This window comes from Rhodococcus sp. 21391, from assembly GCF_016772255.1.
In the GTDB taxonomy this organism is placed as follows: Bacteria; Actinomycetota; Actinomycetes; order Mycobacteriales; family Mycobacteriaceae; genus Rhodococcus_F; species Rhodococcus_F opacus.
The window spans coordinates 3,582,399-3,602,609 of record NZ_CP063781.1; the positions used below are offsets into that span (position 1 = coordinate 3,582,399).

General features: G+C 67.7%; 22 protein-coding genes. 3 read left to right on the forward strand and 19 right to left on the reverse strand.

What is annotated here, in order from left to right; genetic code table 11:
- Positions 1 to 9 precede the first annotated feature (9 nt).
- From GO592_RS16740 to GO592_RS16770, 8 genes are all read right to left on the reverse strand, one after another.
- Positions 10 to 789 carry a siderophore-interacting protein gene (locus tag GO592_RS16740; protein WP_007296894.1) on the reverse strand — a complete coding sequence of 260 codons (780 nt, stop codon included), beginning with the start codon at positions 787 to 789 and terminating at the stop codon, positions 10 to 12.
- A 72-nt stretch (positions 790 to 861) separates the two neighbouring features.
- Positions 862 to 1,161, reverse strand: a complete 300-nt coding sequence (locus GO592_RS44475; RefSeq protein ID WP_007296893.1) for a carboxyl transferase domain-containing protein — start codon at positions 1,159 to 1,161, stop codon at positions 862 to 864.
- Positions 1,119 to 1,658 (reverse strand): carboxyl transferase domain-containing protein, encoded by a 540-nt coding sequence (locus GO592_RS44480; protein WP_237720387.1) that lies wholly within the window; start codon positions 1,656 to 1,658, stop codon positions 1,119 to 1,121. Before GO592_RS44480 ends, GO592_RS44475 begins: the two co-directional genes overlap by 43 nt.
- A gap of 264 nt (positions 1,659 to 1,922) precedes the next feature.
- Positions 1,923 to 3,017 (reverse strand): DNA-processing protein DprA, encoded by a 1,095-nt coding sequence (dprA, locus tag GO592_RS16750; protein ID WP_007296891.1) that lies wholly within the window; start codon positions 3,015 to 3,017, stop codon positions 1,923 to 1,925.
- A 56-nt stretch (positions 3,018 to 3,073) separates the two neighbouring features.
- Positions 3,074 to 4,582: a YifB family Mg chelatase-like AAA ATPase gene (locus GO592_RS16755; protein ID WP_007296890.1), complete on the reverse strand. Its 1,509-nt coding sequence runs from the start codon at positions 4,580 to 4,582 to the stop codon at positions 3,074 to 3,076.
- Positions 4,582 to 4,938, reverse strand: coding sequence for a YraN family protein (locus GO592_RS16760; protein WP_005259362.1), 357 nt, complete (start codon positions 4,936 to 4,938; stop codon positions 4,582 to 4,584). The genes GO592_RS16755 and GO592_RS16760 overlap by 1 nt, the downstream gene beginning before the upstream one ends.
- 209 nt (positions 4,939 to 5,147) lie before the next feature.
- Positions 5,148 to 6,020, reverse strand: coding sequence for an LLM class F420-dependent oxidoreductase (locus tag GO592_RS16765; protein ID WP_007296889.1), 873 nt, complete (start codon positions 6,018 to 6,020; stop codon positions 5,148 to 5,150).
- Between the two features lie 53 nt (positions 6,021 to 6,073).
- On the reverse strand, positions 6,074 to 6,976 hold the full coding sequence (locus GO592_RS16770; RefSeq protein ID WP_007296888.1) for an Lrp/AsnC family transcriptional regulator: 903 nt from the start codon (positions 6,974 to 6,976) through the stop codon (positions 6,074 to 6,076).
- Positions 6,977 to 7,198: 222 nt separating this feature from the next.
- Between GO592_RS16770 and GO592_RS16775 the strand changes: the two genes are divergently transcribed.
- Together GO592_RS16775 and GO592_RS16780 are read left to right on the forward strand one after the other, a co-directional pair.
- Positions 7,199 to 8,917 (forward strand): amidohydrolase, encoded by a 1,719-nt coding sequence (locus GO592_RS16775; protein ID WP_007296887.1) that lies wholly within the window; start codon positions 7,199 to 7,201, stop codon positions 8,915 to 8,917.
- Positions 8,914 to 10,248 carry an MFS transporter gene (locus tag GO592_RS16780; RefSeq protein ID WP_007296886.1) on the forward strand — a complete coding sequence of 445 codons (1,335 nt, stop codon included), beginning with the start codon at positions 8,914 to 8,916 and terminating at the stop codon, positions 10,246 to 10,248. The genes GO592_RS16775 and GO592_RS16780 overlap by 4 nt, the downstream gene beginning before the upstream one ends.
- A gap of 57 nt (positions 10,249 to 10,305) precedes the next feature.
- Here GO592_RS16780 and GO592_RS16785 read toward each other — a convergent pair whose 3' ends face one another.
- The 7 genes from GO592_RS16785 to GO592_RS16815 form a co-directional block, all read right to left on the reverse strand.
- Positions 10,306 to 11,349 (reverse strand): patatin-like phospholipase family protein, encoded by a 1,044-nt coding sequence (locus GO592_RS16785; protein WP_005571198.1) that lies wholly within the window; start codon positions 11,347 to 11,349, stop codon positions 10,306 to 10,308.
- A gap of 33 nt (positions 11,350 to 11,382) precedes the next feature.
- Positions 11,383 to 11,700, reverse strand: coding sequence for a DUF2469 domain-containing protein (locus tag GO592_RS16790; RefSeq protein ID WP_005240496.1), 318 nt, complete (start codon positions 11,698 to 11,700; stop codon positions 11,383 to 11,385).
- Between the two features lie 37 nt (positions 11,701 to 11,737).
- Positions 11,738 to 12,418 (reverse strand): ribonuclease HII, encoded by a 681-nt coding sequence (locus GO592_RS16795; protein ID WP_082324899.1) that lies wholly within the window; start codon positions 12,416 to 12,418, stop codon positions 11,738 to 11,740.
- The gene (lepB, locus tag GO592_RS16800) at positions 12,415 to 13,197 is read right to left on the reverse strand and encodes a signal peptidase I (RefSeq protein ID WP_007296884.1); all 783 of its coding nucleotides are present in this window, start codon (positions 13,195 to 13,197) and stop codon (positions 12,415 to 12,417) included. Before lepB ends, GO592_RS16795 begins: the two co-directional genes overlap by 4 nt.
- A gap of 81 nt (positions 13,198 to 13,278) precedes the next feature.
- Positions 13,279 to 13,620 (reverse strand): 50S ribosomal protein L19, encoded by a 342-nt coding sequence (rplS, locus tag GO592_RS16805; protein ID WP_005240490.1) that lies wholly within the window; start codon positions 13,618 to 13,620, stop codon positions 13,279 to 13,281.
- 94 nt (positions 13,621 to 13,714) lie between these two features.
- Positions 13,715 to 14,620 carry a hypothetical protein gene (locus GO592_RS16810; protein ID WP_005571203.1) on the reverse strand — a complete coding sequence of 302 codons (906 nt, stop codon included), beginning with the start codon at positions 14,618 to 14,620 and terminating at the stop codon, positions 13,715 to 13,717.
- A gap of 74 nt (positions 14,621 to 14,694) precedes the next feature.
- On the reverse strand, positions 14,695 to 17,058 hold the full coding sequence (locus tag GO592_RS16815; RefSeq protein ID WP_007296883.1) for a Tex family protein: 2,364 nt from the start codon (positions 17,056 to 17,058) through the stop codon (positions 14,695 to 14,697).
- Between the two features lie 75 nt (positions 17,059 to 17,133).
- On the opposite strand from GO592_RS16815, the gene GO592_RS16820 reads away from it, so the two are divergent.
- Entirely contained in the window at positions 17,134 to 18,171 is a 1,038-nt protein-coding gene (locus GO592_RS16820) for a serine hydrolase (protein ID WP_007296882.1), read from the forward strand.
- 25 nt (positions 18,172 to 18,196) lie between these two features.
- Here the strand turns inward: GO592_RS16820 and trmD are convergent, their stop codons facing one another.
- Genes trmD through rpsP form a run of 4 tightly spaced genes read right to left on the reverse strand, consistent with a single transcriptional unit; the run spans position 18,197 to position 20,165 of the window.
- Positions 18,197 to 18,889, reverse strand: a complete 693-nt coding sequence (trmD, locus tag GO592_RS16825) for a tRNA (guanosine(37)-N1)-methyltransferase TrmD (RefSeq protein ID WP_005259386.1) — start codon at positions 18,887 to 18,889, stop codon at positions 18,197 to 18,199.
- Between the two features lie 10 nt (positions 18,890 to 18,899).
- Positions 18,900 to 19,451: a ribosome maturation factor RimM gene (gene rimM / locus GO592_RS16830; RefSeq protein WP_005564862.1), complete on the reverse strand. Its 552-nt coding sequence runs from the start codon at positions 19,449 to 19,451 to the stop codon at positions 18,900 to 18,902.
- 13 nt (positions 19,452 to 19,464) lie between these two features.
- The gene (locus GO592_RS16835) at positions 19,465 to 19,707 is read right to left on the reverse strand and encodes an RNA-binding protein (RefSeq protein WP_005240479.1); all 243 of its coding nucleotides are present in this window, start codon (positions 19,705 to 19,707) and stop codon (positions 19,465 to 19,467) included.
- A complete protein-coding gene (gene rpsP / locus GO592_RS16840) occupies positions 19,704 to 20,165 on the reverse strand; it encodes a 30S ribosomal protein S16 (RefSeq protein ID WP_005240477.1) in 462 nt (153 codons plus the stop codon). Before rpsP ends, GO592_RS16835 begins: the two co-directional genes overlap by 4 nt.
- Positions 20,166 to 20,211 lie beyond the last annotated feature (46 nt).

Below are 20,211 nucleotides of genomic sequence, written 5' to 3' on the forward strand. Positions count from 1 at the left end.
CGCAGTGAGTCAGCGCGAGGCACCTTCGCTCGCGGCGAGCTCGGACTTCCACACCCGGAAGCCCTCCTCGGTGCGACCGCGACGCCAGTAACCGGAGATCGACGCGGCCGACGCGGGAACGCCCCGTTCCTTGCGCACGTAGGAGCGCAGGTTGTGCATCACGGCCTGCGCCTCACCGTGAATGAACACCTGCGCCGTTCCGGGCAGCCATGCGGTGTCGCGCACTGCCGCGACGAGGGGTGCGTTGTCCCCCGACGCCTCTTCCCCGATCCGGTCCGACGTGTCGCCGCGGTGGATCCACGTGACGTCAACGCCCGCGGGCGAGTCGAAGGCGATTTCGTCCTCGGGGCCGGCGACCTCGATGATCACCCGTCCGACCGCCGACGGGTCCAGCTTCTCGACGGACGCCGAGATGGCGGGGATTGCGGTCTCGTCGCCCGCGAGCAGGTACCAGTCGGCTGCCGGGTCCGGCGCGAACGCGCCTCCGGGGCCGCGCAGCCGGAGGACGTCGCCGGCCGTCGCGGACGCCGCCCACGGCCCGGCGACACCGGCGTCGCCGTGCACCACGAAGTCGATGGCGATCTCACGCTTCACCGGATCCACCGACCGGATCGTGTACGTGCGTAGGACGGGCTCTTCGGGACTTCCGAATTCGAGTTTCGCGTACGCATCGGTGAAGGCATTGGGAACGAAGCTGTCGAATCCCGGGTCGCCGAGGAATACCCGCACCATGTGCGGGGTCAGCCATTCGGTCCGGAGCACGGTCAGTGTCGCAGTTGGCTTTGCCACAGGCATCTCTCCAATGAACTCAAGTTGGTTAGTGTTACCTAACTACGGTACAGGAGTGACTGCCGACGGCAGTCAGAGCGGAATCAGGTGGTGCTTCTGCTCGCCGCGGGCGGAGCGCTTGTCGCGGAGCAACGTCAGCGCCCGCCGGATCTCGAGCCGGGTGGCGGACGGTTCGATCACCGCGTCGATGTAGCCGCGCTCGGCGGCCGAATACGGTGTCACGACGTTCTCGTTGTAGGCGTCGACGAGTTGCTGCCGCATCGCGTCCTGTTCCTCGCCGGCGGCTTCGAGCTCGCGGTGGTAGAGGAGACTGATCGCCGCCTCGGCGCCTATGACCGCGATGCGTGCGGTCGGTGTGTCGACGACGAACACGAGGGGAATCTCGTAGGCATCGCAGATCCGCACGAAGCGGGCCGCTTTGTCTGCGCCGACCTGATCCAGTGCCCACTGAGGAATTGCGGCTGGTTGGCGACGACTCCGACGGATCGCCCGTCCACTCGGGAGAATCCGGTGATCACGTTCGGTGCCGTCTGCGCGGCGAGTTCGTGAAAGTCGCCGTCGTCGAAAATGTTCAGCAGCAGGTCGTGCATGTCGTAGGCGGCGTTGTCGGCGTCCGGCATGAACTCGTTCAACGCCAGATCGTTGTCGGTGATCTCGGGTTCGAGGCCCGGGTTCACGATCGGCGCTTCTTCGTGCCTGCTGGCCGGGAGGAAGCCGAGATACCCCGCACCCACGCGAACGCCGCCTCTTCGCTCGGCGCGACGTGGTGGACGTTCCCTCCTCGAGACGCACCCTCGAGCGGACTGCACTCGCGGCGCGCCGGTAGTTGCCTCACCGGAGACCGTACGTGCACCGACCCGGCGCTGCATCGGAGAACCGACTGGAGGCGCTGTGAGGAGGTAGTAGCTCCGCTACGAGCCGGAAGCAATCAACAGGCTCAACACCTGCGCGACGAAGTTCCGCCACAAGTCCTCGGCTGACCCCATATCTCGCTCCTTCGTGTGGTTGTGAGGTGCGTTCTACGAAAGTTTCTACCCCAACCTGTCGTCGATGGGTCGCTTCGACTCGCACTTCGGACTTCCGAGCACGATGAAGTGCGCCGAGCGGACTCTCGACGGGCTCGGCCTCAGGTGTCACCTCTGCCGTGACCATCCGGTGTCGTCTGATCCGACGAAGCCCTCCATCTCCAATAACGGCAGCACGGCCCGAACCTGCTCCACCGCGACGCCGGACAGTTCGGACAACTCCCGGACCCCACGCGGCCCGACCGCAGGCAACGCCTCGTACACCAGCAGGGCAGCACCGGACAGCGCATCGAGATCGCGGACCACGTCGAGGCCTTCCGGCAGCCCGATCGGTCCGGCTTCCTCCACCACGTCACCGGCATTCGCGACCAACCGCGCCTCCCCTTCCCGAATCATCCGATTGCATCCCATCGACGACGCCGACGTCACCGGCCCCGGTACCGCCATCACCGGACGCCCCAGTTTGCGGGCCCAACTCGCCGTGTTCCGCGCGCCACTGCGCCACCCCGCCTCCACCACGACCAGCCCGTCGGACAGGCTCGCAACCAAACGATTCCTCGCCAGAAACCGATGCTTCGCCGGTGTCGTGCCCGGCGCGTACTCACTGATCACCGCACCGTTCTGCGCGATCTGGCGCAGCATGCGCGCATGCCCCGCCGGGTACGCACGATCCACACCACACGCCATCACCGCGACCGTCAGCCCCCCGACACCCAACGCCGCACGATGCGCGGCACCATCGACCCCGAACGCCGCACCCGACACGATCGTCCACCCGTCGACGGCGAGATCACCGGAAATCTCCGCAGTCACGTGCTCGCCGTATCCACTCGCCGCCCGCGTCCCCACGATCGAGATCGCCCGATCGGTCAATTCGGCCACCGGCCGCGAACCGAGCACCCACAACGCCAACGGCGGGCCCTCGTCCCGCGACCGGGACAGATTCCCGAAACCGAGAAACCGCCACTGCGGCCACTCGTCGTCGTCCGGCGTCACGAGCCGGCCACCCATCCCCGCCACCAGTTCGAGATCGTGTGCGGCGGTATCGACATGTGCCCGGGCAATCGTGCGCTCCCCCAGCATCTCCGACAAGTCCCGCTCCCGCACGGCGCGCGCAGCCTCCTCCGGACCAACCTCCTCCACGAGCCGCGACAGCGCCGGGCACGGCCCCTGAACCACCTTCGACAGATACGCCCACGCCAACCGCCGCGGATCCTGAACCCCACTCGGATCGCTTGCACCACTACGACTTTCCACCGTCACTGAAAGCTCCGATCACGAAATCCCAACGCGGTGACCACCTGCTCCGGGCCCGGCATGTCGAGCCCCGCCAGATCGCCCACCGTCCAGGCCACACGCAACGCCCGATCGGCGCCTCGGGCCGTGATCAGTCCCTTCCGCAGCGCTCGCTCCACCGGCGCCAGCGCGGGCCGCGCCAACCGGAACTTCTGCCGCAGGGCCGGTCCGGGCACCTCCGCGTTGGTGCGCCACCCGTAGTCGCTCCACCGCTCGCAGGCGGCGGCCCGCGCCTCGGCCACCCGCTGCCGGACGTCCTCGGTGCTCTCACCGACCTCGTCGATGAACGCCCCGGTCGCGACGGCCTGCATCCGCACCCGCAGATCCACCCGATCCATCAACGGTCCCGACAGCTTCCCGAGGTAGCGTCGCCGGGCGGTCGGCGCGCACACGCAGTCGGCCTCCCGCGCGGGCGCGCACGGGCAGGGATTGGCCGCGAGGATCAGCTGGAAGCGCGCCGGATAGCGGGCGACCCCGTCCCGGCGCGCGATACGCACCTCCCCGTCCTCGAGCGGGGTCCGCAGTGCTTCGAGGACCTTGGTTCCGATCTCGGCGCACTCGTCGAGAAACAGCACCCCACGGTGGGCGCGACTGACGGCGCCGGGCTTCGCGACACCGCTTCCGCCGCCGACGAGCGCGCTCACGGACGCGGTGTGGTGCGGTGCGATGAACGGCGGCACGTCGATGAGGGGACGCTCGGGCGGCAGGAGCCCGGCCACGGAGTGGATGGCAGTCACCTCGAGCGATTCACTCTCGGTCAGCGGGGGCAGAACCCCGGGAAGTCGTTGCGCCAGCATCGTCTTCCCCACGCCGGGTGGGCCGGTGAGCATCAGGTGGTGCGCTCCCGCCGCCGCCACCTCGATGGCCCAGCGCGCCTCGGCCTGACCCACCACCTCACTCAGATCGGCGCGCACCGGTTGCGCGACCCACTGGGCCGGCTCCGGGTACTCGAGATCGCGCTCCTCCCGCAGCCACGCGATCGCCGCCCTCAGATCGTGCGCGCCGAGCACCTCGACACCACCGACCAGTCCCGCCTCGGGCAGCGACTGCACCGGGACCACCACCGTCGCCCACCCCGCATTCTTCGCCGCGAGCACCGCGGGCAGGATCCCGCGCACCGACCGGAGCCGCCCGTCCAGCGCCAGTTCTCCGAGCAGAACGGTCTCGCGCAGCCGCTGCCGCTTCACCTGCTTGGCCGCGTCCAGCACGGCAGCGACGAGCGCGAGATCGTAGACCGACCCGACCTTCGGCAGCGTCGCCGGCGACAACGCGAGGATCACCTTCGAATCCGGCCACTCCTCGCCCGAATTCGCCACGGCAGCCCTGATCCGGTCCCGAGCCTCCTGCAGCGCAGCGTCCGGCAGCCCGACCAGATGCACCGCGGGGAGCCCGCGGCCGATATCGGCCTCGATCTCGACCAGTTGACCGTCGACCCCGGTCACCGCCACCGAATGTGCTCGCCCCAGTGCCATCAGAACGCATCCCGGACGTGTTCGATCTGGGGCTGCGGACCGTGCCCGATCATGATCGCGACCACGTCGAACCGCACCCGCGACCAGTGCCGGCCCGAGTCCCGCAGCCACTCCACGGCCAACAGGCGGATCCTGCGCTGTTTCGAGAACGTCACCGCTTCGGCCGGGCTGCCGTATCCCAGGCCGCGCCGTGTCTTCACCTCCACGAACACGAGCCAGTCTCCCTCTGCTGCAATGAGATCGACTTCTCCGTATCGGGACCGCCAGTTTCGGTCGACGATCTCCATGCCCGCCTCGGTGAGATACCGGGCGGCCAGATCCTCCCCATGTGCTCCAAGCGCGAGATTGTGCGCCACAGCAGCCTCCACCCCGTCCCCCGGCGGCCCACCGATGCGAACCGCGCCTCTCGCACCACCGTGCCCGACCTGATTCCGGGAAGAGGCACTCAAACTGGGCGAACGAACTGGGCTGTGGATGAAGTGCACGTTGTGGACAACTCGGCACTCCGCGGCCCGGGATCACTCCATAGGCGCAGGCCAGGGCTGTCAAGCCTGCAATCGGACGGTCAGCCGAGCGCAGGCATCCATCGGCGCGCGAGAGCCGCCACCCAGTCGGCGGCCTCACCGGGATCCCCGGGTGGCGACTCGACGAGGACGAGTTCGTCGACTCCCGCATCGACCAGCGACTCGACCTCGGAGGGGTCCACCTCCCGCAGGGCGACGGCGAGGCGCAACTCCTCGCCGTCGCGCCCCGCGTCCCGGCACAGTGCGTGGATCGTCCGGATCCGTTCGGTGACGGCGTCGACGCCGTCCAGGTTGAACCCGTACCAGCCGTCGCCCCACGCCGCGACCCGGCGGAGCGCGGCGTCGCTGTTGCCCCCGAGCACGACCGGAATCCGGCGATCGCGCACGGGTTTCGGATTGACCCGCACCGAGTCGACACGGACGAACTCACCCTCGAACGTCGCGACGTCGTCACGCCACAGCGTGCGCATCGCCGCGACGTACTCGGCCGCCCGCGCGCCACGGCCCTCGAACGGAATGCCGAGCGCAGCGAATTCTTCCCTGGACCAGCCGATCCCCACGCCGAGCGTCAGCCGGCCACCACTCATCAGATCCAACGTGGCCGCCTGCTTGGCCATGAGGACGGGATTGTGTTCGGGCAGCAGCAGCACACCGGTGGCGACGCCGATCGTGTGGGTGGCAGCGGCGGCGAAGCTCAGCCCGATCATCGGGTCGAGCCAATCCGCGACGGCGGGGACCGCGATCCGGCCGTCGTCCGCGTACGGATACCGCGACTCCGACCGGTCCACCATCACGACGTGCTCGCCGGCCCACAGCGTGGCGAATCCGTTGTTCTCGGCGCCAACCGCGACCGAGTCGATCACCGCGCGACGAGCGCCGGTGCCGATCCCGAGTGCGTGCAACCCGAGGCGCATCGGCTGATCGTCTCACAGTTGCCCGGCCCAAGTGACTCGCTTCCGGCACGCTCCTATCCGCGGACGTCGAGGCTGCGGGCGTAGTGCTCCTTGAACACCTCGAGATGCGTCCAGACCTCCAGGGCCCTCACTCCGTCGATCGTCCGGATGTGCTCGGCGAGAGAGTAGAGGTCACCCGATGAATCGGCGGCGACCGTTCCGATCAGGTCGAATCGGCCGAGTGTGCGCGCCAGGAACTCGATACCCGGCAGAGCCTCGATCTGCGCGCACGCCTCCCGGTCCCGCGATCCGAGGCCGACGCCGATGCCCATGGCGAGTGTTCTGCCGCCGCCGCGGCGCTTCACGACGGCTCCGACGCGCAACGCGGTGCTGTCGATCAGATGGTTCACTCGATTCCGCGCCGCACTGGGCGAGAGCCCGGTGCGTTCGGCCAGTTCCAGAAACGGCATCCGCCCGTTCCTTTCCAGCAACTCGATGAGCGCGACGTCTTTCGCGTCCAGTCGAACATCGGCGCGCAATGCGCTCTTGGGCATGAAGATTCCCTTGATGACATCGGCGTAGAACAGCGTGTTGACGGTGCGGACACCGGGTTCCGCACGGATCGCGGCGATGGCGTCGTAGAGGTCCTGCTGGCTGGGGACGCGCAGCTCGGCAATGATGTTGTACTGCCCGCTCACCGCGGAAATGTAGACGGCCGCCTCCGACGCGCAGAGCGCCTCGGCCACGGGACCCACCGGACCCGACACGGCGACGGACACGTGAGCCATCGCCTTGAGGCCCAGCAACTCGGGATGGGCGACGGCAACGACGCTCACCGTGCCGGTGTCGAGCAGCGTCTGCACGCGCGTGGACACCGCGGCACGGGGTGCGCCCACGGTCGCGGCGAGCTCCCGATAAGTCGCGCGACCATTCGACTGCAACGCCGCGATGAGCTTGGAATCCAGTTCGACACTCATGATGCCCCGAGATTTCTCGATTTCTTTCTGCACTCCCGACAGAGAAGAAGAATCGCACACATCGCCAGATTCTGCGAATCAGTGCAAATCTGCTCGGAAAGCTGAACACATTTGTCGTGTACCGCTTGGTCCGGAACTTTGATGTATTGCGCAGCCGCTGGTCAGGGCGTAATTTTGCCTCCCAGCCGAACGTGACCCACACCACCATCGTGAAGGATCCCCATGCGCACGCTGTTTCACCACGAGGCGTCCCCCCTCGACGCCACCGCCACCGTCTTCACCGGTGGCACGCTCCGCACCGTGGACGCAGACACCGAGGGCGCCGAGGCCTTCCTCGTCTTCGGTAACCGGTTCGCCGCCGTCGGCACCGTTGCGGAATGCCGTGAGGAAGCGCGGAAGATCGGCAACCGGACCACGGACGTCATCGATCTCGCCGGGGCGACCGTCGTGCCCGGGTTCGTCGATCCGCACGCTCACCCCCTGATGTACGGCCAGATGCTCAGCTGGGTGGACTGCGGCCCCGGGAAGGCGCGCACCATCCCCGAGATCGTCGCTCTGCTGCAGGAAGCGGCCCGGAACCAGCCTTCCGGGATCCCGGTGCGCGGGTACGGCTACGAGCACCGCAACCTCGTCGAGGGCCGTCATCCCACGAAGGAAGAACTCGATCAGGTCGGTACCGACCGCGAGGTGTACCTGATGAACGCGAGCGGCCACGGCGGCGTCGTCAACACATTCACCCTCGAATTCCACGGCGTCACCCGCGACACCCCGAATCCGCCCGGCGGCGAGTTCTTCCGCGACGCGGACGGTGAACTGACCGGCGAACTGTCCGACGCCGCCTGCAACATCCTCACCGGTGTGAACGGCGTCAAGGTCGGTCACCACGGCCCGAACTTCCACCTCGAGGACGAACCGGAGGAACATCTGCGGCAGCTCTCCGTGGCGCAGGAGAAGTTCCTCGAGGGCGGCGTCACCACGATCGGCGACTGCCAGGTGACGCGGCGCGAGTTCGACATGTACCTGCGCCTGGCGGAGCAGGGCCGGCTCGAGACCCGGGTAAGCATGTACCTGCTCAGCCACTTGCTCGATCACGCGCTCGACACTGGATTGCACGGTGCGTTCGGCAACTCACGTCTCGCGTTCGGCGGGATCAAGTTCTACGCCGACGGCACTCTCGGCGGCTGGACCGCGTATTTCCCGGACGGGTACGTGGGCGACCCGTGCCGGACCGGACAGCTCTATCACGAGCCCGCCGACTATGCGGCGCTGATCGCGAAGGCGCACGCCGTCGGACTGCAGACTGCGACACACGCGCAGTCGCCGACCGCGATCGACATGGTCCTCGACGCGATCGACGCCGCGCAGAAGGCGCATCCCGACGCCGACGCCCGTCACCGCATCGAGCACTGCGGGTTGCCGACCCCCGAGCAGATCAGTCGGATGCACTCACTCGGGGTGTACCCCGTCAACCAGCCGCAGCACTACTACAACTGGGGCGAGGGCGTCACCGCGGCCATCGGCACCCCGGGTGAGCGGTTCAATCCCCTGGGCGAATTCGTCGAAGCCGACGTGCCGGTCACGATCAGTTCCGACGCGCCGGTCGCCGAGCCGAAGCCTCTCGAGGCCATTCAGGCCGCGGTCACCCGCATCACCCGGCAGGGACATCAACTCGGCTCGAACGCGTTGCGACTGACAGCAGCCCAGGCCCTCACCGCGCACACGCTGAACGGGGCCCGCGCGCTCGGGCGCGAATCCGAACTCGGCAGCATCTCCCCCGGCAAGCGCGCCGATTTCGTGGTCCTCGGCGCCGACCCTCTCACCGTCGACCCGCACACCATCGCCGAAATCGAGGTCCGTGAAACCTGGATCGACGGCGAATTGGCGCATTCCACTCGCAGCGACCTATTCTCGACCACCGCAACCACCGAGGATCAGTCATGAGTCACGACACTCAGATCGCGAAGGCCCGCAAGGCGGGTTTCGCGGCCTTCGTCGGCACCACCATCGAGTGGTACGACTTCTACGTGTACGCCACGGCGGCGGCCCTGGTGTTCGGGGAGATCTTCTTCCCGTCCGACACCGACCGCCTGACGGGCATCGCCGCTGCGTTCGCCACCTACGCGGTGGGCTTCTTCGCCCGCCCACTCGGTGGCATCGTCTTCGGACACGTCGGCGACCGGATCGGCAGGCGGACGGCACTCGTCGTGACGCTCACCCTGATGGGCGCGGGCACGTTCCTGATCGGTGCGCTGCCGACGTACGCGCAGATCGGATTCTGGGCGCCGCTGCTGCTGGTCATTCTGCGGTTCGTGCAGGGCTTCGCGGTGGGCGGCGAGTGGGGCGGGGCCGTGCTGATGGCCGTCGAACACGCGCCCGAGGACAAGAAGACCTTCTACGGCGGATTCGCACAGTTGGGTAACCCCGCGGGCGCGCTGCTCGCCACCGGGTTCTTCAGCGTCCTCTCGACCTTCGGCGACGACGCCCTGCGGGACTGGGCGTGGCGCCTGCCGTTCCTGTGCTCGGCGCTGCTGATCGGCGTGGGGCTGCTGGTGCGTCTGAAGGTGGAGGAATCCCCCGTCTTCGAATCCGAGGTACAGACGGCAACCGTCCCCGAAGCGCTGCCACTGAAGTACGCCATAGTCACGAACTGGCGCCTGATTCTGCTCGGCATGGGCATCCTGCCCGTCGCGGTGGGTGGCTACTACCTGGTGACGACGTTCATCACGGCCTACGCCACCGACCCGGACGTCGGACTGTCCGAGACCCTCGTCCTCAACGCGCTCAGCGTCGCCGCCGTGGTGGAGTTGATCGCCACCCTCGCAGTCGCGTGGCTCGGTGACAGGATCGGCCGGATCCGCGTGGTGATCTACGGGCTGCTGGCCGTCGCGGTGCTCGCGGCACCACAGTTCCTGGTCCTGACATCCGGCTCGGTGGTCCTGATCTTCCTGACCTTCGCCGTCATGCGACTCGTCCTGGCCGCGACATACGGTCCGATCGCCGCAGTGTTGTCGCAGATGTTCCGGCCGCAGGCCCGGTACACCAGCATCTCCCTCGCCTACCAGGGGGCGGGTGCACTCTTCGGTGGGCTGTCGCCGTTGGTCTCGACCCTCATGTACCAGGCCACCGGCAGCGTGTGGCCGGTGATCGGGCTCCTGATCGGAATGTGCGCGGTCAGCATCCTCTGCCTGCTCGCGGCACCACAGCACGTCGATCACGTGGACGGCGAGTCCGTGAGCGACCTCGGCGCCGCCCGGACACCGGCCTCGAACTGAACACCCCATGACTCGGAGGGGCCGGTGCAGCATGGGCAGCACCGGCCCCTTCTCCTGTCAGGTGGGTTCGCCGTCCGAATCTGCCGGAGAGACGGCGACGGTCGTCGAGGTGAGTCCGGCGTCGTCGAGGGCGCGCTCGGTGAGCGCACGACCCAGTTCGATCATCTCGGCGGCGCGATGGAAATCGAGACTGCGGCAGGCGTTCCGAGGCACGCGAACCTGCACGTCCGGCGGGTACGCGGCGAGCTGGTATCGAGCCAACGTCGCCTGCATCACGTCGAGCGAGCGGTTCATCACCGCGAACCGGCTGAACTTCGGGACAGCCACCGCATCGTCCTCGACCACCGTCTGACCGTCGATCGCCTGGCCGTCCGGCTCGTCCGACGGATCCGGATCGGTCTGCGCGGCGCCGAACCGTCCGACGACCGACCGCACGATGTCCAGGTCGCGCAGCTGCGCAGCGCTCCGGCGGAAACGTGTCATCCACTCGTCCACGGGCCGCGAGTCCGCGCTGACGTTCTCCGGTGCCAGAGAGCGACCGTCCCGATCCTCGGCGCCCAGGCTGATCCCGACGGTCAGGTCGGCGCTCACCGAGACGAGCGGGGCCATCGGCAGCGGGTCGAGCACCCCGCCGTCGGCGAGGACGCGGCCGTTGAGTACATACGGCGTGATGACGCCGGGAATCGCGATCGACGCACGGATGGCCGCGTCGACGGGTCCTCGCTGGAACCACACCGACCGGCCTGCAGCGAGATCCGTGGCCACCGCCGTATACGGAATGGGAAGGTCTTCGATGCGGATCTCGCCGAGAATCTCCCTGACCCGTTGCAGGATCTTCTCGGCATGGATGGCACCGGGCGCGGACACGGACAGATCGAGAAGCCGCACGACGTCGAGCTGGGTCAGGCTGATCGCCCACCGGGTGAAATCGTCGAGCTTTCCCGCGGCGTGGAGGCCACCCACGAGGGCGCCCATCGACGAGCCCGCGACACCGACGATCTCGAATCCGCGCTCCTCGAGTACCTGGATCGCCCCGATGTGGGCGTACCCTCGTGCGCCGCCGCTACCCAGAGCCAGCGCGACGCGCCTCCGTCCGGTCATCGAACGATCCTACGCGGACGAGGACTTCGCCCGTCAGGACAGACCGTTGTCCGGGAGCCGCAGGTCCGGCTTGTCGAGCTCCTCGATGTTCACGTCCTTGAACGTGATGACGCGGACATACTTCACGAAGCGCGCGGGACGGTACATGTCCCACACCCATGCATCGGACATGCGCAGTTCGAAATAGATCTCCCCGTCCGCGTTGTGGGGCAGCAACTCCACCGAGTTGGCCAGATAGAACCGGCGCTCGGTCTCCACGACATAGGAGAACTGACCGACGATGTCCCGATACTCGCGGTAGAGCGACAGCTCCATCTCGGTTTCGTACTTCTCGAGATCCTCGGCACTCATCGGTCTCGGAGTCCTCCTGCTCTGGTGTGAATTGTCATCATCTCGCACTTCCGGAACTGTTATCCACCCGGTGTATCAACGCCGCGACGTTCGACCACGAGCGGCGGTGCTCCGGGCACGGGCCCAGCTCCTCGAGTGCCGCAAGGTGCGCGGGCGTGTTGTAGCCCTTGTGGATCGCGAAACCGTAACCGGGATGTGTCTCGTCCATCGCGACCATCACCCGGTCACGAGACACCTTGGCCAGCACACTCGCCGCCGCGATGCATGCCGCCGCGGCGTCGCCGCCGATCACCGGCAGCGACGGGGCCGGGAGCCCCGGGACGCGGAAGCCGTCGGTGAGAACGTAACCCGGGGTGGTCGAGAGGCCGGCGACGGCACGTCGCATGCCCTCGATGTTGGCCACGTGGACACCCATGCGGTCGACTTCCTCGGCCGGGAAAGACACGACGCTCCACGCCACTGCCAGCCGGGTGATGGCCGGGAACAGCTCTTCACGCGTGCGTTCGGTGAGTTTCTTCGAATCGTCGAGGCGCGCCAGTGCCGGATACGGCTTCGGTGCGAGCACGCAGGCCGCCACGACGAGCGGGCCTGCACACGCACCCCGGCCCGCCTCGTCGACACCGGCCACCGGCCCGAGGCCGCTCCGGACCAGGGCCGACTCCATCGTCCGCAGACCGGACGACCTGCGAATGACGATGCGTGGAGGCCAGGAAGTCACTTGCCCTGGATATCGGGTGAGCTGATCGTGCCCATCCGCGCCGGCGGCAACGCGATGAAGACCGCCTTACCGATCACGTTGTCGAGCGGGATGGTGCCTTGCATGTCGTCGCCCACGTGGTACCGCGAGTCCGCGGAGTTGCTGCGGTTGTCGCCCATCACCCACAGGTGGCCCTCGGGGACGGTGACCGGACCGAAGCAGCGTGCCGACTTCAACGCGGTGTCGCAGGCCTGCGAGCCGGGGACGAACGGGAAGTCCATGACGACGTAGGGCTCGGCGAGCGGTGTGCCGTCGACCAGGATGCGGCCCTGGTCGTCGCAGCATTCGACGGTCTGACCGCCGGTGGCGATCACCCGCTTGACGAGGTCGTTCTCGTCCGGGGGGACGAGTCCGACGAGGGAACCGAGTTCCTGCGCACCGCGGATCACCACGTTGGAGGACCGGGTGGAGACGAAATCCTGCGACCACGAATCGGGGCCTCGGAACACGATGACGTCACCCGGTTGCGGTTCACCGAAGCGGTAACCGATCTTCTCGACCACGATGCGGTCGCCGGTGCAGCCCGCGCACCCGTGCAGCGTCGGTTCCATCGATTCGGACGGAATGAGATACACCCGGGCGACGAACGTCTGCAACAGGAAACTCAGAACGAGCGCGACCAGAATCAGGATCGGCAACTCGCGGAAGAAGGAGCGGGGCTTCTTCTCGGGCTCCGCCGTACCGCCGTTCACGGCGGAGGTGGCGGCCGAATCGCCGGTGGTCTCGGATTCCGACGACAATGCCCGCTCCTTCGAAGAATCTGTCACGAAGTCAGATTAGCCCGGCACTGCGAGTACGCAGTGCCGGGCTCATCGGAAAGGTCAGCGCTTTTCCTTGATCTTGGCGGCCTTGCCACGCAGATCGCGGAGGTAGTACAGCTTGGCGCGCCGGACGTCACCGCGGGTGACGACCTCGATCTGCGCCAGGTTCGGGCTGTGGACCGGGAAGGTGCGCTCGACGCCGACACCGAAGGAGACCTTGCGGACGGTGAAGGTCTCGCGGACGCCGCCGCCCTGACGGCGGATCACGACGCCCTTGAAGACCTGCACGCGCTCCTTCGAGCCTTCGATGACCTTGACGTGCACGTTGAGGGTGTCGCCGGGACGGAACTCGGGAATGTCGTCGCGGAGGGACTTCTTGTCCAGGAAATCGAGAGTGTTCATCGGTGTTCCATCCTTGCGTTTTCGCAGGAGCAGAGGAACCGAGCGGCACCCGGACGTTCGGAGAACACCGGTGCTCGTCTGGTTCGTGCCCAGATCAAGTATTGCTGCCTGGTCCAGGCAACCCGTCCATTGTGCCAGACGCCACCGGGTGAAGAGAAATCGGCGGTGGCGCCGCATGCACCACATGGTCGAGTTCCACCTCCGCCGCCACCCTGGCATGCTCCGCGGCTTCCTTCACGTGCTCCGCGCTAGGCGTCCCCGCGATGAAGTCCTGCACGAAGATCTTGGCCCGGATGACCGGCCGACGCCATTTTCGCTCCCGTTCGAGTGCGCGGAGCATCCGCTTCGGCTTGGAGGTGTACCGCCACCGCGCCCACGGCGCGCTCGGCCGGCTCAATCGGAGCGCCCCGATCAGCAGGATCGGGAAGATGAACAGGCCGAGCAGCCCGGTCCAGATCTTCCCCTTCAGCAGCACCACCGCCGCGATGAGCAGGTTGATGACGGACGACACCCCGATCGCGACCCGCACCCACGGATCGGGCGAATCCCGGAAGTCGGTGACGTTGATCAGTTCGAGCGGCCGGAGTCCGAGGAGCAGCAGACCCGTCACCGCGATCGCCACGAACACGGCATCGACCGAAGTCCGGCCCTCATCCGCCCAGTACACGTCCTGCAGGTAGAAGATCAGCGCGAATTCGTCCAGCACCAGCGCGGCGCCGATCCCGAAGAACGTGGCGAGGACGGCGCCGGTGGTCTGGGTGCCGTCCTCGTACACGGCGATGAGGGAAACGCCCGACACGAGCATCGTGACGACGCCGAACACCACGTGGTGGACGTGGTGCCCGCCGGGTTTCACGTTGCCCGGCCACCACGACACCTCGGCGCGGATCATCCGCACGCTCAACCGGATGAACAGGAAAGCCGCGAGAAACCCGAGCAGGAAAAAGAGCAGAGGCAGCCGCCCGTGCCCGACGATTTCCCGATCCAGCCATTCGTACATCGGCATCCACTATCCCAGTAAAGAACTGGTCACTCCATCGAAAAGTGGTGGCTCGTGTCGGGATGGTGACATGTTTACTTTCCGAATCCCGCCTTCCGCAGCGCGTCGGCCATCGAACCGCCGGGCGCCGTGCGGGAGTCACGCCCGCGATCGCGTCCACCCTGCTGCTGCGGCTTGCCGCCGCGCCGATCCTGCTGCTGCGGCTTGCCGCCGCGCCGATCCTGCGGCTGCCCGCCACCGCGTCGGTCCGGCCGCTGCCCGCCGCCGCGGGGACCGTCGTTCTTGCGGCCGGCCCCGACCTCGTCGTCGAGCCGCAGCGTCAGCCCGATGCGCTGACGGGCCTCGTCCACCTCGAGGACCTTCACCTTCACGACGTCGCCCGACTTCACCACGTCCCGCGGGTCCTTGACGAAGTTGTGGGACATCGCGGACACGTGAACGAGGCCGTCCTGGTGGACGCCGACGTCGACGAACGCGCCGAACGCCGCCACGTTGGTGACGACACCCTCCAGCGTCATCCCCGGCTTCAGGTGTGACACCTTCTCGATGCCGGCCGCGAACGTGGCCGTCTTGAACTCCGGGCGGGGGTCGCGGCCGGGCTTCTCGAGCTCACCGATGATGTCGGTGACCGTGGGCAGGCCGAACCGGTCGTCGACGAAGTCTGCCGGGTTCAGGCTGCGGAGCGCGGACGTGTTGCCGATGATCTCGCGCACGTCGGTGCCGCTGGCGCCGACGATCTTGCGCACCACCGGGTAGGCCTCGGGGTGAACGCTGGACGCGTCGAGCGGGTCGTCCCCGTTCGGGATGCGCAGGAAGCCGGCGCACTGCTCGAACGCCTTCGGACCGAGTCTCGCGACATCCTTGAGCCCCTTGCGGCTGCGGAACGGGCCGTTCTGGTCCCGGTGCGCGACGATGCTCTCGGCCAGCGAACCTGCGATACCGGACACGCGGGACAGCAGCGGCACCGACGCGGTGTTCACGTCGACGCCGACCGCGTTCACCGCGTCCTCGACGACCGCGCCGAGCGACCGTGCGAGCAGCGTCTCCGATACGTCGTGCTGGTACTGCCCGACGCCGATCGACTTCGGGTCGATCTTCACCAGTTCGGCGAGAGGATCCTGCAGTCGGCGCGCGATGGAGACCGCTCCACGGATCGACACGTCGAGGTCGGGCAACTCCGCCGAGGCGTACGCGGACGCCGAGTACACGGACGCGCCGGCCTCGGACACCACGATCTTCGTCAGGTTGGTGGTGCCCGACTTGGCGATCAGCTCGGTCGCGAGTGCATCCGTCTCGCGGGAGGCGGTGCCGTTCCCGATGGCGATGAGCTCCACGCCGTGCTTGGCGACGAGACCGGCGAGGGTGGCCAGGGAGGCGTCCCACTTGTTCTGCGGCTGATGCGGGTAGATCGTGTCGTGGGCAACCACCTTGCCGGTGGCGTCCACGACCGCGACCTTCGTACCGGTCCGGAAACCGGGGTCGAGGCCCATCGTGGCGCGGGTACCGGCAGGCGCTGCCAGCAACAGGTCGCGCAGGTTGTTGGCGAACACGTCGACGGCGTCCTTCTCCGCCGACTGCCTCAGGCGCATCCGGGTGTCGATGCCCAGCGTGACGATCATCTTGGTGCGCCACGCCCACCGCACGGTGTCGAGCAGCCACCGGTCGGCCGGCCTGCCGCGGTCGGCGATGCCGAACCGGCCGGCGATCCGGCCCTCGTAGACGGTGGGCTCGCCGGGGACGGGCTCCTCCGTGTCGGGTGCCAGGGTGAGCGTGAGCACCTCTTCCTTCTCGCCGCGCAGCACCGCCAGGATGCGGTGGGACGGGAGCTTGCCGAACGGCTCGGAGAACTCGAAGTAGTCGGCGAACTTCGCGCCCTCGGTCTCCTTGCCCTTGCGGACCGCGGACACCAGCTGCCCACGGGTCCACATCAGCTCGCGGAGCTCACCCACCAGGTCTGCGTCTTCGGCGAAACGCTCGACGAGGATCGCGCGCGCACCCTCGAGCTGTTCGGCCGTGTAGGACGCCGGATCGGTGGAGGGATCGGTGATCAGCGCGTCGGCGACGGGCTCGTGCCCGGCTTCGCGGGCGATCTGCGCCTTCGTGCGGCGCTTCGGCTTGAACGGCAGGTAGATGTCCTCGAGGCGCGCCTTCGTGTCGGCGGTCATGATCTGCCCACGCAACTGGTCGTCGAGCTTGCCCTGCGAGTCGATCGACTCGAGCACGGCAACCCGGCGCTCGTCCAGTTCCCGCAGGTAACGCAGGCGTTCCTCGAGCTGGCGGAGCTGAGCGTCGTCGAGCGTTCCGGTGACTTCCTTGCGGTACCGGGCGATGAAGGGCACGGTGGCTCCACCGTCGAGGAGGTCCACGGCGGCCGCGACCTGTCCCTCCCGGACGTCGAGCTCCTCGGCAATGCGCTGGTTCACGGTCTTGAGAGTCACGGAAATGGACCCTACCGCTACCCTGAGACAATATCGTCGGCGGTGAGGCCGTCACGGAAATCTCGGGAGAATTTCATGTCCAGGCTGATCCGTTGCCTGACGGTCCTGGTCTTCCTGCTGGCTGCGCCGCCGGCCTGCACCATCCCGACCGAGACGAACTCCGTGGTCGACATCCCGGCGACGTCACCCGCCGTCGCGACCCCCGACCTCCTCCCGGCCGACGAACCGCCGGCGGGTGACGGCGTGACCGTGAGCCCCGAGCCGTTCCCGTCCGCGCGAGTCCCCGTCACCGCACCCCTCGCCGAACGCATCTCGGCGGCGGTCGCGACGGCGGCCACCGAGCGCGGCGCCGACGTGTCTATCGCCGTTCTGGACCGCGCCGCCGGCAGCTATCTGGAGGGCGCCGCCGCCGAACCGGTCGAAACGGCGTCGTTGGCCAAGCTGTTCATCGCCGCCCAGATGTACCACCTCGACGCGGTCGGTGAGCGGACACTGTCCGACTGCGACCGCCTCCTCCTGAAGCGGATGCTCGAGGCGTCCGACGACGACGCGGCCAACACTCTCTGGGACGATCTGGGCGGCTCGGACGTCGTCGTCGACGTCGCCGGGCGATACGGACTCGCCGCCACCACACCGCCCTGGGACGGGTTGTGGTGGAACACCGAGACGACCGCCGCCGACCTCGTGACGTTCTATGCCGGGCTTCTCGACGACCGCGACGGCCTGGGCCCGGGTCGCATCGCCGAGTTCGTCGACTACCTGCGCTCGTCGACACCCGAGGGCATCGACGGTTACGACCAGCGGTTCGGCATACCCGACGGGTTGCCCGGCGAGAACACCGTCGGGGTGAAGCAGGGTTGGATGTGCTGTGTGGGCGATCGGTGGATCCACGTGTCGACGGGCCTGATCGGTGACGACAACCGCTACATCGTGGCCGTCGCGTCCCGCGAGGACATCCGGTACGAGGACGACGAGGAGTCGTACCCGGACACCGCGACCACGGATGTCACCGAGGATTCCAGCGCCCGGCATGCACGGGACACGATGACCGGATTCGTGAAGTCCCTGTTCCCCACCGGTGTCGTCGACGACTGGGCACATCCCCAGGGCTAGCGCCCGGGCAGGACCGGAAATCGGTTCAGGGCAACAGGTCCGGACGGCGTTCGGCGGTGCGTTGCAGCGACTGCTCGTGTCGCCACGCAGCCACCTTCGCGTGATCGCCCGACAGCAGGACGGGCGGGACGTCGAGTCCGCGCCACGTCGCCGGCCGCGTGTAGCTGGGTCCTTCGAGGAGGCCGTCGGAAAACGAATCCTCTTGGTGCGACTGCTGATTGCCGAGCACTCCGGGGATCAGCCGAACGAACGCCTCGGTCATCACCAGCACGGCCGCCTCGCCCCCGATGAGGACGTAGTCGCCGATGCTCACCTCTTCGACGCGCACCCGGCGGGCGGCGTCGTCGAACACGCGCTGATCGATGCCTTCGTAACGTCCGCAGGCGAAGACGATGTGCTTCTCCCCTGCCCAGCGCTCGGCGGTGGCCTGCGTGAAAGGAACACCGGCCGGTGTGGGGACGACCAGCAGCGTGTCCGAGTCGCCGTCGCCCGCGGCGAGGACATCGTCCAGCGCGGGCCCCCACACGGTGGGTTTCATGACCATCCCCGGCCCGCCGCCGTACGGAGAATCGTCGACGGCCTTGTGGACGTCGTGCGTCCAGTCCCGCAGATCGTGCACGTCGACGGAGATGAGGCCCTTGTCGATGGCCTTGCCGAGCAACGCCGCTCGAAGCGGTTCGAGGTACTCGGGAAAGATGGTGACCACGTCGAGACGCATGGCTACCGACTCACTTCCCGTCGGCGGATTCACCGAAGTCGGGATCGAGCAACCCTTCCGGCGGATCGATCTCGACGACGCCGTCGGCGACGGACACCGACGTGACGATCGCGGCCACGAACGGGACGAGAAGTTCGCCGGACTGTTCGCCGGCCCGGCGGATCGAGAGCAATTCGCCTGCCGCGGAATGCAATACCTCGATGACGGTTCCCACCTCGGTGCCGTCCGCGAGGCGCACCGACAGTCCCTCGAGTTCGTGATCGTAGAATTCGTCAGGGTCGTCGGACGGCTCGAGTTCGGCGCTGTCGATGACGAACAGCGTGCCCCGCAGGGCATCCGCCGCGGTGCGGTCCGACACCCCTTCGAGGCGCAGCAGAAGCCGCCCGGAATGGTCCCGGGCGGCTTCCACCGTGTATGTGCTCACAGTCTGCTCGCGCGGCTTGTGCCCCCGCAGCACGGCACCGACGGCGAATCGATCCTCGGGTTCGTCGGTGCGAACCTCGACCACGACCTCACCCTTGATGCCGTGCGACTTGGCGACACGGCCGACGACGAGCTCCACTGCTGTAAGGCCTCTACTGATCGGTGTCGACGACGTCGACACGGATCCCGCGGCCACCGATACCGGAGACCAGCGTCCGCAGAGCGGTCGCGGTGCGGCCACCGCGACCGATGACCTTGCCGAGATCGTCAGGGTTGACGTGCACCTCGACAGTGCGCCCCCGACGCCCGGTGATCAGCTCGACACGAACGTCGTCGGGGTTGGCGACGATGCCACGAACGAGGTGCTCCACGGCATCGGCGACGACGGCACTCACTTGTCAGCAGCCTCGGACTCTGCAGCAGCCTCGGCGGGAGCGTCGGCAGCAGCCTCGGCGTCCTCGGCCTTCGCCTTCTTCTTCTTGGGCGTGATGGCCTCGCCGACAGGCTCGTTCTCGGCCTGCGCGAGCGCAGCCTGGAACAGCTCCAGCTTGGAGGGCTTGGCTTCCTTGACGCGGAGGGTGCCCTCGGCGCCCGGCAGGCCCTTGAACTTCTGCCAGTCACCGGTGATCTTGAGGATGGCCTCAACGGGCTCGGTGGGCTGGGCGCCGACGCCGAGCCAGTACTGAGCACGCTCGGAATCGACCTCGATCAGCGAGGGCTCTTCCTTGGGGTGGTACTTGCCGATGGTCTCGATCGCACGGCCGTTGCGGCGGGTGCGGGAGTCGGCGACGACGATGCGGTACTGCGGGTTCCGGATCTTGCCGAGCCGGGTGAGCTTGATCTTGACAGCCACTGCTGTACTTCTCCTTCAGTGCGCACACGAGTGTGCCCACGTGTCA